The following is a 12,021-nucleotide window of genomic DNA, read 5'->3' as shown; positions in this document are numbered from 1 at the left end:
AGCAAAGGACCGGCCCGATGACCGACGCCCGCCGCGGCAAGCACAGGCCCGTCCTCTTCGAGATCGAGGCCGACCCCTCCGAGGGCGCGCCCGCCGCCGACCCCGCGGCCGCGCCGCCGGTTCCGGACGACGATGTCGCGCCCTCGCCCTCGGGGCGCGCGATGCAGACCGTGGCGCTCTTGGCCGCGCGGCGCGAACGCTCGCTCGCGGGCTGGTTCTGGGCCACGCTGGGCGCACTTCTGACCTTCGCGCTGGGCGTCGCCGCCTGGGAATTCGTGACCGGGCTCCTGGCCGCCAACGCGGTGCTGGGCTGGGTCGCCACGGCGCTGGTCGCGGCCTTCCTGCTGGCCTGCCTCGCCGTCGCCATGCGCGAGATCGTGGCCCTGTCGCGGCTGGGCCGGATCGACACGCTGCGCCGCCAGGCCGCCGCCGTCACCGACCTGACAGGGGCGCGCGCGCTCTCGGACCGGCTGGTCGCCTTCTATGCCGGGCGCGCCGACACGCGCTGGGGCCGCGAGGCGCTGGCCGCGCGGCGCGACGACCTGTTCGACGCCGACGCCGTGATCGCCCATGCCGAGACCGACCTTCTGGCCCCGCTCGACGCCGCCGCCACCCGCGAGGTCGAGGCCGCCGCCCGCCAGGTCGCGCTGGTCACCGCGGTGGTGCCACTGGCGCTGGCCGATGTGGCCGCGGCGCTCACCGCCAACCTGCGGATGATCCGCCGCATCGCGCTGGTCTATGGCGGGCGCGGCGGCACGCTGGGCTCCTGGCGGCTGGCGCGCACGGTGCTGACCCATCTGGCCGCCACCGGCGCGGTCGCGGTGGGCGACGACCTGATCCACTCGGTCGCCGGCGGCGGCGTGCTGGCCAAGCTCTCGCGCCGCTTCGGCGAGGGCGTGGTCAACGGCGCGCTCACCGCGCGGGTGGGCCTCGCCGCGATGGAGGTCTGCCGCCCGCTGCCCTTCACCCACACCCGTCCGCCGCGGATCACCGATGTCGTGGGCCGCGCGCTGGCCGGGCTCTTCGGCCAGAAGGGAGCCTGAGCATGGAAAGCCTCGCCGCCGATCTGCGCACCATGACGCGCACGCCGCTGCATGACGACCACGTCGCCCGGCTGCGCGAGATCGCCGAGGAGATCACGGTCCCCGCGGGCACCATGCTGGTCGCGCTCGGCGCCCCGGTCGACACCTTCCACTATGTGCTCGAGGGCGAGCTCGAGGCCGTCGATCCCGTCACCGGCGGCCGCTACGGCGACGGCGCCACGCTGGGCCCGACCCAGTTCACGGGCGAGATCGGGCTCCTGACCGGCGCGCGGGCGATGCTGGGCCTGCGCGCGGTCGCCGACAGCCGCCTGCTGGCCGCGCCCCGCGACGCCCTGCTCGAGCTGATGGCCCATATCCCCGAGATGTCGGACATCATCGTCACCGTCCTGGCCGGCCGCCGCCGCCGCCTGCTGGAAAGCGGCCAGGCCAGCCTGACGCTGATCGGCATGGACCGCGACCGCCATATCCGCGCCATCGGCGCCTTCGCCGCGCGCAACCGCATCCCCTTCCGCACGCTCGACCTGGGCTGCGGCGAGGCGGCGGCGGTCGCGGAAAGCTGTTCGATCACGCCCAGCGAGCCGGCCGTGGTCTTCGGCCGCGACACCGTGATCGCCGATCCCACCCCGCGCCGCATCGCCCGGCTCTACGGGCTGGATCTCGATCTGGGCGACGATCGCATCTACGACGTGCTGATCGTGGGCGGCGGCCCGGGCGGCATCGCCGCGGGCGTCTATGCCGGGGCCGAGGGGCTGTCGGCGCTGGTGGTCGAGGACGCGACCATCGGCGGGCAGGCCGGCACCTCCAGCCGGATCGAGAACTACATGGGCTTTCCCACCGGCATCTCGGGCGCGGATCTGTGCTTCCGCGGCGAGGTGCAGGCGATGAAGTTCGGCACCCGCTTCGCCGTGCCCCGCCGTGCCGCCGGGCTGGAGCGGCAGGCGGACGGGCTCTTCCGCGTCACGCTCGACGACGGCGCGGTCGCGCGCGCGCGGTCGATCGTGGTGGCCTGCGGCGTGCAATACCGCCGCCTGCCGCTCGAGCGGTTGGAGGCGTTCGAGAGCGCGGGCGTCTATTACGCCGCCACCGATGTCGAGGCGCGCTACTGCCGCGACACCGAGGTCGCCATCATCGGCGGCGGCAACTCGGCCGGGCAGGCCGCGATGTTCCTGTCGCGCTATGCTCGCTGCGTGCATCTCCTGGTGCGCGGCGACGGGCTGGCCGACAGCATGTCCGCCTATCTCTCGGGCCGGCTGGAGGCCGATCCCCGGATCCGGATCCGCACCCGCACCGAGGTCGCGGCGCTGGAAGGCGGCGACGCGCTGACCGGGATCCGGCTCGAGGGCGCGGGCGTCGCGCCGGGCGACGACCGCATCGACAGCCGCGCGCTCTTCGTGATGGTGGGCGCCGCGCCCAACACGGAATGGCTGAACCGGCAGGTCGATTGTGACGCCAAGGGCTTCCTTCTGACCGGCGAGGCCGTCGGCCGCGACAGCCCCTTCGCCACCTCGCTCGACGGCGTCTTCGCCGTGGGCGACGTGCGCGCGGGCTCGGTCAAGCGGGTGGCGAGCTCGGTGGGCGAGGGCTCGGTCGTGATCTCGAAGGTCTGGGAGCACGTCGCCGCGCAGCGCGACCGCGAGGCCGGGCGCGCGGCGGCGCAATGATCGCGGCTCAGCGCTCCGCGCGCCGGGTGGGTCGCGCGGGCGCCCCGCGGCGCTTCGGCGGCGGCAGGCAGAGCGGCATCAGGACGATGGCGGCGGTGCCCAGCAGGGCGAGGATCGCGGGCAGGTCGGGCAGGGGCATGGGCGTCTCCTTCCGGGGCCAGCCTGCCGCCCACGGATGAAGGCGAGGTTAACGCCGCATCGGCTTGCCGTTCCGCGCGGGCAGCGCCTATAAGGCGCGCGATGACGGGACCCGCGCGACACCAGCCGCGAATTACGCCCCCGGAGCCCTGATTCCCGGGGCGGCCGGGCCAAGGCGTGCGACGCGACGCCGAACCTCTCCCAGACAATCCGACCCGAAGGACGCCCGCGATGAGCGCCGAAACGCCCGACTACAAAGCCACGCTGAACCTGCCGCAGACCGACTTCCCGATGCGCGCGGGCCTGCCCAAGCGCGAGCCCGAATGGCTGGACCGCTGGGCGCGGATCGGCATCTACGACCGCCTGCGCGAGAAGGCCGGTCACGCCGCGGCGAGCCCTGAAGAAAAGGCCCGCGCGCCCTTCACCCTGCATGACGGCCCGCCCTACGCCAACGGGCACCTCCATATCGGCCACGCGCTCAACAAGACGCTCAAGGACATGGTGGTCCGTTCGCGCCAGATGATGGGCTTCGACGCGCGCTACGTGCCCGGCTGGGACTGCCACGGCCTGCCCATCGAGTGGAAGATCGAGGAGGCCTACCGCGCCAAGGGCCGCGACAAGGACGCCGTGGACGTGGTCGAATTCCGCCGCGAATGCCGCGACTTCGCCGCCGGCTGGGTCGACGTGCAGCGCAAGGAATTCAAGCGCCTCGGCATCACCGGCAACTGGGCCGACCCCTACCTGACGATGGATTACCACGCCGAGGCGGTGATCGCAGCCGAGTTCCAGACCTTCCTGATGAACGGGCTGGTCTACCAGGGCTCCAAGCCCGTGATGTGGTCCCCGGTCGAGAAGACCGCGCTGGCCGAGGCCGAGGTTGAATACCACGACCGGCAGACCGACGCGATCTGGGTGGGCTTCCCGGTCGTCTCGGCGCAGTCCGACCTCTACGACGCCGAGACCGCCGTCCCGCAGGAGGAAGCCCCGCAAGCCGACCGCGTGGACGCCACCGAGGCCGCAGCCGCGCGCGAGGCGCAACTCGAAGCCGCCCGCGTCCTGATCTGGACGACTACCCCCTGGACCATCCCCCAGAACCGCGCGATCTGCTTCGGCCCGGACATCGCCTATGGCCTCTACGAGGTGACCGGCCGGCCCGAGGAATGCTGGGCGAAGATCGGCCAGACCTACCTGATCGCCGACGCGCTGGCCCCTCAGGCCTTCGCCGCCGCCCGTCTCGACGACACGATGTATCGCCGCCTGCGCGACGTGCAGCCCGAGGAGCTGGCCGCCCTGACCTGCGCCCACCCGCTCCGCGGCGCTGAGGGCGCGCAGGGCGAGTGGGATTACGACGTCCCCGTCTTCCCCGGCGACCACGTCACCGACGACGCGGGCACGGGCTTCGTCCACACCGCCCCCAGCCACGGCGACGACGACTACCAGATCGGTCAGAAGCACGGCCTACCGATGACCTACAATATCGAGGCCGACGGCTCCTTCCGCGCGGACCTGCCGCTCTTCGGCGGCGAGGCGATTCTCAGCGCCAACGGCAAGAAGCCCGGCGGCGCCAACAAGGCCGTCATCGCCGCGCTGGTCGACGCCGGCGCGCTAATCGCCCGCGCGCGCATCACCATCTCCGACGCGCATAGCTGGCGCTCCAAGGCACCGGTCATCCGCCTCAACCGCCCGCAATGGTTCGCCGCCATCGACAAGCCCGTGGGCGACGGCAAGGACGCTTACGGGGAAACCGTGCGCCAGCGGGCCCTCACCTCGATCGACCAGCTGGTCGAGTGGACCCCCCGCACGGGCCGCAACCGCCTGCATGCCATGATCGAGAACCGCCCCGACTGGGTGCTGTCGCGCCAGCGTGCCTGGGGCGTGCCCTTGACCGCCTTCACCAAGGTGGGCGCCAAGACCGATGCCCCGGACTTCCTGCTGCGCGACCCGGCCGTCAACGCCCGCATCATCGAGGCCTTCGAGACCGAGGGCGCCGACGCCTGGTACAAGCCCGACGCCAAGGCCCGCTTCCTCGGCAATGATTACGACCCCGCGGACTGGAACAAGGTCGACGACATCCTCGACGTCTGGTTCGACTCGGGGAGTACCCATGCCTTCGTGCTGCGCGACCGCCCCGACGGGACCGAGGACGGCATCGCCGATGTCTATCTCGAAGGCACCGACCAGCATCGTGGCTGGTTCCATTCCTCGCTCTTGCAGGGCGCGGTGACGCTGGGCCGCGCGCCCTACCGCGCCGTCGTCACCCATGGCTTCACGATGGACGAGAAGGGCATGAAGATGTCCAAATCCATCGGCAACACCATCGCGCCGCAGGACATCGTCGACCAGTATGGCGCCGACATCCTGCGCCTCTGGGTGGCCACCGTCGACTTTACCTCAGACCACCGGATCGGGCCCGAGATCCTAAAGGGCGTGGCCGATGGCTACCGGCGGCTGCGCAACACGCTACGCTTCATGCTGGGTTCGATCACCGAGGGCGAGCCCGCAGACCCGCTCGAGATGCCCGAGCTCGAGCGCTGGGTGCTGCACCGCCTGAGCCAGCTCGACGACCAGGTCCGCGACGCCTACACGCGCTACGATTTTGCCGAGGTCTACGGCGCGATCTTCCAGTTCGCGACCGTCGACCTGTCGGCCTTCTATTTCGACATCCGCAAGGACGCGCTCTATTGCGACGGCGACACGCTGCGCCGCCGCTCGGCGCGCACCGTCCTGCGGCTCCTGCACGAGCGGCTGACGACCTGGCTCGCCCCGATCCTGCCCTTCACGATGGAGGAGGTCTGGCTCGAGGTGCATCCCGGCGAGGAGAGCTCCGTCCACCTGCAGGACTTCCCCGCCCCGCGCCCCGGCTGGCGCGACGACGACCTGGCCGCCAAATGGGCGCGGATCCGGTCCGTGCGCCGCGCGGTCACCGGCGCGCTCGAGGTGCAGCGCCGCGACAAGGTCATCGGCTCCTCGCTCGAGGCCGCGCCCATCGTGCATGTCGATGCCGAGACGGCGGCGCTTCTGGACGGCGTGGCCTTCGACGATCTCTGCATCACCTCCGGCATCACCGTCACCACCGACCCCGCGCCCGAGACCGCCTTCCGCTCCGAGGAGGACGCGACCGTCGCGGTGGTCTTCGCCCATGCCGAGGGCGGCAAGTGCCAGCGCTGCTGGAAGATCCTGCCCGATGTCGGCCATCACGGCCACGACGCCGTCTGCGGCCGCTGCGACCAGGCGCTGGGCTGACGGGGCCGCCCGCCGGACCGGGGGCGGCGCCGCGCCGCCCCCGCGACCCGGCCGTGGCGCGGAGCGTCTCCGCTCCGCCGTCCCGGCCTAGGCCGGTCGCGATGGCTGCGTTAGCATCCCGCCGATGCCCGTGACCGACCGACCACTAGATCGCCAAGACGCTCGCCCGCCTCGCGACCGACCGCGCGCCCGGCACCTTCTGCCCGTCCGAGATCGCGCGCGCGCTTTCTGACGACTGGCGGCCGCTGATGCCGCGGGTGCGGACGGTGGCCGCCACGATGCCCGACATCACCGCCACCCAGCAGGGGCGGCCCGTCGATCCCGTCACGGCCCGCGGCCCAATTCGGCTGGCCCGCCGCGACGCGCCGGAGGCCGGCTAGCCCCGCCGGCACGTCAAGAAACCAGTAAGGTTAACGCCCGCCTGCCATCCACCTGCGCGACCCGGCATCACGGGTCCGGAAATACTCATCGCGCCGGGGTGGCCACCGCGCGCCACGGGGCCCATTCACGTCCGACACGGATCACCCGCAGATCACCCGTGGATCACCCACGAAATCCGCCTCAGAATTCCACCCCGGCCTGAGCCTTAACGCCCGACCGGAACGGGTGCTTCACCAGCTCCATCTCGGTGACCAGATCGGCCAGTTCGATCACCTCCTCGGCGGCGTTCCGACCGGTCAGGACGACATGCGTCATCGGCGGCTTGTTGGCCGCCAGCCAGTCCACGACCTCGCGCGCATCGACATAGTCGTAGCGGATCGCGATATTGATTTCGTCGAGCAAAACCATGCGGTTGCGCTCGTCCGCGATCAGCTCCTTGGCCTTGGCCCAGGCCGCCTGCGCCATCTCGATATCGCGCGACTTGTCCTGCGTCTCCCAGGTGAAGCCCTCGCCCATCGTGTGAAACTGGCACAGCTCGCCGAAATGCGCCGCGATCAAATCGCGCTCGCCGGTGCCCATGCCGCCCTTGATGAACTGCACCACCGCGCAGGGCATCCCATGCGCGATGCAGCGGAAGATCATCCCGAAGGCACTGGAACTCTTGCCTTTTCCCTTGCCGGTATGGACGATGACCAGGCCCTTTTCCTCGGTCTTGGTGGCCATGATCTTGTCCCGCGCGGCCTTCTTCTTGGCCATCTTGGCGTTGTGGCGATCGGTCTCGGCATCTGCGCTCATCGGGCGTCCCTTTTCGCTGCTCCCCGCAGCCTAGCGCGCGGCCGCGCGAAGGGCCACGGGCGCCGTTAACCGCCGCTTAACCGCGTCGGGACAGGGTGACCCATGCGCGCCGTCCTTTCCGCCCTCCTCCTGCTCGCCGCCTGCGGCAGCCCGCATCCGCTCGACGGGCTCACGCGCAGCGCGACGGCCAGCGCGGGCGGGCATGACTTCCGGGTGAACTGGAACCTCGAGACCGCACAGGCGACGCGGATGAACCGCGTCTTCCGGCCCCGGCTGGACGACGTCCTGCCCGCCGCCATCGCCGCGACCGAGCAGGTCACCGGCTGCGCCGTGCGCCCCGCCACCGCGATCGGGGATGTGGCGCTGGTGAACATGACGCTGGATTGCGCGGGAAGGTGAGCCCCGCGCAGACGCCGCGTGACAAGCGGGCGTTCCGCTCTGTAGGTCTGGGGGCATGAAGAAAGTTCCCAAGCCGACCACCGACGACGCGCTGATCCGGGCATTCCTCGAGAAGGGCGGCCAGGTGAAGGTCGGCAAGACGAAACCGCCGAAGCCGGAACTGGGACTGAGCAACAATCAGTGGAACAACCCGCTCACCCGCGACGAAAAGGCCGCGCGGAGCAAGAAGGACTAAGCTAGCGGGCTGGAACGAAGGTGTTGCGCCGATAGAGAATGCGCTTCCTGCGCCAGAATGGGCAGAGGATCATCCCGGTCGTGGAGTCATCGCCCCAGTCCCCATCCAGTTCGGCCTGTGGGGTCCATGATCATTCCGTCGTTCCTCGGACGATCACCTTGATGCGGCATTCACCCGAGAGGCCGAACGCGAAGCAGTTCAGCGCATCCTCGACCGCGCCGAAATGCTCGTGCCAACCGTCGAACGATACCGTGAAGTCGCTATCCGATTGATAGATCGAGACGTCGAAGCTGTCTTCGTTGTCGCACCTGACACGAATTCCATCGCCTTCATACGTCGCGGCGTAGCCGGTATATCGTCTGAGACGGTAGGCAATCTCGTCCTTCCAGCCAATCATCCCCTCACGTGTCCTTTGGCCGCGATCATCCCCGCCCGAATTGCGCGACCAGGCCCCGGATCGAGTTCGAGCGCGGTCGCCAGAGCCCCCGGTCGATCGCCTCGGCCAGGCGGTCCGCGATATCGGCCAGGGCAGGGGCGTTCGCGCCTTCGATGAAGTCGCGCGTGTCCGCGTCCTCCAGCACCGCCGCCGCCACGAGGTCGAAATGGTGGTCGCGCACCGCGCCCGTCGTGGCCGCGAAGGCGAAGAGGTAGTCCACTGTCGCCGCGATTTCGAAGGCGCCCTTGTAGCCGTGCCGCTTCACCCCGGCGATCCATTTCGGGTTCACCACGCGCGAGCGGACGACCCGCCCGATCTCGTCCTCCAGCGTGCGGATCACGGGGCGTTCGGGGCGCGAATGGTCGTTGTGATAGACCGGCGGGCGCGTGCCGCGCAGCATCTCGACCGCCGCCGCCGCGCCGCCTTCGAACTGGTAGTAATCGTCTGAATCGAGCAGGTCGTGCTCGCGGTTGTCCTGGTTCTGCACCACCGCCTCGACCTGTCCCAGCCGTTGGCGCAGCCCGTCATGGTCGGCCGCGCCCTCGCCGGTGCCATAGGCATAGCCGCCCCATTCGACATAGGCCGCGCCCAGATCGGCGGTCTCGGTCCAGAGCCGCTCGTCGATCAGCGCTTGCAGCCCCGCGCCATAGGCCCCGGGCTTCGAGCCGTAGACCCGCGCCTGCCCCTCGCCCGACCGCGCGCGGGCGGCGGCGGGGTTGTCCTCGGCGGTCTCGTCCAGCGCCTGAACCGCCCGCGCGGCGGCGTCGAACAGCGCCATCTGCGCCGGGAAGGCGTCGCGGAAGAAGCCCGAGACGCGTAGGGTCACGTCCACGCGCGGCCGACCCAGCGCGGTGGCAGGGATGATCTCAAAGCCGGTCACGCGGCGGTTGGCGGCGTCCCAGCGCGGCCGCACGCCCATCAGCGCCAATCCTTGGGCGATGTCGTCGCCGCCGGTGCGCATGTTGGCCGTACCCCAAGCGGTGACCAGCATCGCGCGCGGCCAGTCGCCGTGATCCTGCAGATGCCGCTCGACCAGAAGCGAGGCGGATTTCCAGCCGAGCTTCCACGCGGTCGGCGTGGGGACGGCGCGGCTGTCGACCGAGAAGAAGTTGCGCCCCGTGGGCAGCACGTCCGGCCGCCCGCGCGTCGGCGCGCCGGAAGGGGCGGGCGGGATGAAGCGTCCGGCCAGCCCGTCGAGCAGGGCCTGCCCTTCCGCGGGCCCGCAGGCGGCGACGGTGGCGCGCAGGGTCTCGGCCGTCCCGAGCACGGCGGCGGTCGCGGGGCCGGGCGCCTCTGCGGTGCCATCGAGAAGCGCGGCGGAGAGCCATTCGATCCGCTCGACCGTGTCGCCGTTGGAGCGCCAGGCGGGATCTTCCGCCCCCGCAACGGGCAGGGGGCCGCCTTCGTCGCTTTCCCCGGCCGGCGCGACCGAAGCGGCCAGGACCGCCGGTCGCGGCCCGTCCCACGGCGCGGCCATGTCGCAATCGAGCGGGTCGAAGCCCAGGTCCAGATCGGCGGCGATGGCGCGCGGCAGGCTCGCGGCGCCAGGGCCCTCGCCGCGCGGCAGCCGCAAGAGCGCCTGCAGCAGGTCGCCGGCCCGCCGTCCCTCCGGCGATTGCCCGAAGACATGCAGCCCGTCGCGGATCTGCGCCTCCTTCAGCTCGCAGAGATAGGCGTCGAGCTTCGCCAGGTCGTCGCCCCCATCCATCCCCGCATCGATATCCAGCCCGGTGGCCCGCGCGAGGCTCAGGATCTCGTCCCGCAGCGTGTCGATGCGGCGCGGATCGACGCCCGCCGCCTCGTAATACTCGTCCACCAGCGCCTCGAGATCGCGCAGCGGCCCGTAGCTCTCGGCTCGGGTCAGCGGCGGCGTCAGGTGGTCGACGATCACCGCCTGAGCGCGCCGCTTGGCTTGCGTGCCCTCGCCCGGATCGTTGACGATGAACGGGTAGAGATGCGGCATCGGGCCCAGCGCGATCTCGGGCCAGTCATCCTCGGCCAGTGCGACCGCGCGGCCGGGCAGCCACTCGAGGTTGCCGTGCTTGCCCATGTGCACGACCGCGTCCGAATGGGCGCGCAGCCAGGCGTAGAAGGCCAGGTAATTGTGCGGCGGGACGAGGTCGGGGGAGTGGTAGCTGTCGGTCGGATCGACATTGTAGCCGCGCGCTGGCTGCAGCGCGACGACGGCGTTCCCGAAGCGATGGATCGACAGGGCGAAGGCGCCGTCCTCGAGGAAGGGATCGGCCTCCGGCGCGCCCCAGCGCGCCTCGATCCGCTCGCGCGCCGCGAGGGGCAGCTCGGCGTACACAGCGCGATAGGCGTCGAGCGAAAGGCGCGCGCCCCCCGTGCGATCCGCCCGGTCGGTCAGCCAGTTGGTCGGCCCGGCCAAGAGCGTCGCCATCAGCGCGGCGGCGTCCTTGGGCGGCACCGTGTCGTAGCCCGCCTCGGCCAGAAGCCGCAGGACGTGGACCGTGGCGGCGGGGGTGTCGAGCCCAACGCCATTGGCCAGCCGTCCGTCGCGGTTGGGATAGTTCGCCAGCACCAGCGCCACGCGCCTGCGGTCGGCGGGCAGGCGGCGCAAACGGCACCAGGCGGCCAGCAGCTGTGCCACGAAGCCGATGCGCCCGCCCTCGGCCTTCCAGGTGGCGATCGGGCATTGCGTGGCCGCGTCGAAGAAGGCCTCGCCCTTGAAGCCCAGCGCCCGGGTCAGGACGCGGCCGTCCAGTTCCGGCAGGGCCACGTTCATCGCGATGTCGCGCGCGCCGAGGCCGGTCAGACCCGCGCGCCAGTCGGCCTCGGTTCTCGCAGACAGCACACCCTGGAAGACCGGGGCGCGGTTCGCGAAATCCGCCGCCAGCGGGTTCGCGCGCGCGTCGCCGACCGCGAAGCTCGTGAGGTTCAGGATCGCGTCGGGCGGCGCGTCGGTGAAGAGCGCCTGGATCGTGGCGGCCGAGACCGGGTCCTTCAGCGAGGCCACGAAGACCGGCATCGGGTTCAGCCCCACGCGCAGGAGGGCCTTCACCATGCGGTTGACCGGGTTCAGCCCCGCGCCCTGCAGCAGCGCGCGGTAGAAGATCACCGGCACGACCGGCGCGCCTTCGGTCCAATTCGCGCGCAGCTCCGCCAGCGACGCGTCCCGCGCGCCCGGCCAGTAGAGGCCCGCGCGCAGCAAGGGCCGGGCGGGGCCGGGCCGCGCCTCGCCGCGGATCATCGCCCGGGCATGGGTCAGAAAAATTGAGGCATTGGCGGGGCCGCCCTCGACCAGCGCCGACCAGAGCGCGTCGTAATCCGCGGCCGCGACGGTCGACAGTTCGCGCAGCTCCGCGTCGGGCTTGTCGTCGCCGGGCAGGGCCGCGAAGGGTACGCCCGCCTCGTGCAGCCGCGCGGCGTATTGCTCGAGCCCGTAGGTCCAGTAGCCGCGCCCGCCCAGCACGCGGGCGACCACCAGCTTCGCGTGCGTGGCGCAAGCGTCGAGATGCAGATCAACGCTCATCGGGTGGCGCAGATGCATCAGGCTCGCCAGCCGCGTCTCGGGCGGATCGGCCATCGCGGCCCGCGCCTGGCTCAGCGCGGCGAGCTCGGTATCGGCGGCCGAGATCACGACCAGTTCGGCCGGGTCCTGGCCCAGATCGACGGGCTCGCCATCGTCGATGGCGCCGGGTTGTGCGGCCAGCAGGTGCATGCGCCCGG

The 12,021-nt window shown here is 71.3% G+C and carries 10 protein-coding genes; 6 read left to right on the top strand and 4 right to left on the bottom strand.

What is annotated here, in order from left to right:
- Window positions 1–17: 17 nt before the first annotated feature.
- Complete coding sequence (locus P8627_RS03980; RefSeq protein WP_279966295.1) at window positions 18–1,043, top strand: YcjF family protein; 1,026 nt, start codon at window positions 18–20, stop codon at window positions 1,041–1,043.
- Window positions 1,044–1,045: 2 nt separating this feature from the next.
- Window positions 1,046–2,704: an FAD-dependent oxidoreductase gene (locus P8627_RS03975; protein ID WP_279966293.1), complete on the top strand. Its 1,659-nt coding sequence runs from the start codon at window positions 1,046–1,048 to the stop codon at window positions 2,702–2,704.
- A gap of 7 nt (window positions 2,705–2,711) precedes the next feature.
- Here P8627_RS03975 and P8627_RS03970 read toward each other — a convergent pair whose 3' ends face one another.
- Window positions 2,712–2,843: a hypothetical protein gene (locus P8627_RS03970; protein ID WP_279966292.1), complete on the bottom strand. Its 132-nt coding sequence runs from the start codon at window positions 2,841–2,843 to the stop codon at window positions 2,712–2,714.
- Between the two features lie 230 nt (window positions 2,844–3,073).
- Between P8627_RS03970 and ileS the strand changes: the two genes are divergently transcribed.
- Both ileS and P8627_RS03960 read left to right on the top strand, forming a co-directional pair.
- Window positions 3,074–6,085: an isoleucine--tRNA ligase gene (gene ileS / locus P8627_RS03965; protein WP_279966290.1), complete on the top strand. Its 3,012-nt coding sequence runs from the start codon at window positions 3,074–3,076 to the stop codon at window positions 6,083–6,085.
- 149 nt (window positions 6,086–6,234) lie between these two features.
- The gene (locus P8627_RS03960; RefSeq protein WP_347882300.1) at window positions 6,235–6,465 is read left to right on the top strand and encodes a DUF3253 domain-containing protein; all 231 of its coding nucleotides are present in this window, start codon (window positions 6,235–6,237) and stop codon (window positions 6,463–6,465) included.
- Between the two features lie 181 nt (window positions 6,466–6,646).
- Here P8627_RS03960 and cobO read toward each other — a convergent pair whose 3' ends face one another.
- Window positions 6,647–7,261 (bottom strand): cob(I)yrinic acid a,c-diamide adenosyltransferase, encoded by a 615-nt coding sequence (gene cobO, locus P8627_RS03955; protein WP_279966289.1) that lies wholly within the window; start codon window positions 7,259–7,261, stop codon window positions 6,647–6,649.
- A gap of 102 nt (window positions 7,262–7,363) precedes the next feature.
- Here cobO and P8627_RS03950 point away from each other — a divergent pair, with 102 nt between their 5' ends.
- Both P8627_RS03950 and P8627_RS03945 read left to right on the top strand, forming a co-directional pair.
- A complete protein-coding gene (locus P8627_RS03950; RefSeq protein WP_279966288.1) occupies window positions 7,364–7,660 on the top strand; it encodes a hypothetical protein in 297 nt (98 codons plus the stop codon).
- 55 nt (window positions 7,661–7,715) lie between these two features.
- Window positions 7,716–7,895: a hypothetical protein gene (locus P8627_RS03945; RefSeq protein WP_279966287.1), complete on the top strand. Its 180-nt coding sequence runs from the start codon at window positions 7,716–7,718 to the stop codon at window positions 7,893–7,895.
- 130 nt (window positions 7,896–8,025) lie between these two features.
- On the opposite strand, the gene P8627_RS03940 is transcribed toward P8627_RS03945, so the two are convergent.
- Together P8627_RS03940 and cobN are read right to left on the bottom strand one after the other, a co-directional pair.
- Complete coding sequence (locus P8627_RS03940) at window positions 8,026–8,292, bottom strand: hypothetical protein (RefSeq protein WP_279966286.1); 267 nt, start codon at window positions 8,290–8,292, stop codon at window positions 8,026–8,028.
- A gap of 25 nt (window positions 8,293–8,317) precedes the next feature.
- The gene (gene cobN, locus P8627_RS03935) at window positions 8,318–12,013 is read right to left on the bottom strand and encodes a cobaltochelatase subunit CobN (RefSeq protein WP_279966285.1); all 3,696 of its coding nucleotides are present in this window, start codon (window positions 12,011–12,013) and stop codon (window positions 8,318–8,320) included.
- Window positions 12,014–12,021 lie beyond the last annotated feature (8 nt).

The sequence above is a fragment of the Jannaschia sp. GRR-S6-38 genome (genome assembly GCF_029853695.1).
GTDB lineage: Bacteria > Pseudomonadota > Alphaproteobacteria > Rhodobacterales > Rhodobacteraceae > Jannaschia > Jannaschia ovalis.
This window is presented reverse-complemented; position numbering and strand designations above follow the sequence as displayed.

Excerpts from the sequence above, each read along its gene's own strand:
- P8627_RS03975 (WP_279966293.1), top strand. The coding sequence starts at position 1,046 with ATGGAAAGCCTCGCCGCCGATCTGCGCACCATGACGCGCACGCCGCTG.
- cobO (WP_279966289.1), bottom strand. The coding sequence starts at position 7,261 with ATGAGCGCAGATGCCGAGACCGATCGCCACAACGCCAAGATGGCCAAG.
- P8627_RS03950 (WP_279966288.1), top strand. The coding sequence starts at position 7,364 with ATGCGCGCCGTCCTTTCCGCCCTCCTCCTGCTCGCCGCCTGCGGCAGC.
- P8627_RS03945 (WP_279966287.1), top strand. The coding sequence starts at position 7,716 with ATGAAGAAAGTTCCCAAGCCGACCACCGACGACGCGCTGATCCGGGCA.
- ileS (WP_279966290.1), top strand. The coding sequence starts at position 3,074 with ATGAGCGCCGAAACGCCCGACTACAAAGCCACGCTGAACCTGCCGCAG.
- P8627_RS03980 (WP_279966295.1), top strand. The coding sequence starts at position 18 with ATGACCGACGCCCGCCGCGGCAAGCACAGGCCCGTCCTCTTCGAGATC.
- P8627_RS03970 (WP_279966292.1), bottom strand. The coding sequence starts at position 2,843 with ATGCCCCTGCCCGACCTGCCCGCGATCCTCGCCCTGCTGGGCACCGCC.
- P8627_RS03940 (WP_279966286.1), bottom strand. The coding sequence starts at position 8,292 with ATGATTGGCTGGAAGGACGAGATTGCCTACCGTCTCAGACGATATACC.
- cobN (WP_279966285.1), bottom strand. The coding sequence starts at position 12,013 with ATGCACCTGCTGGCCGCACAACCCGGCGCCATCGACGATGGCGAGCCC.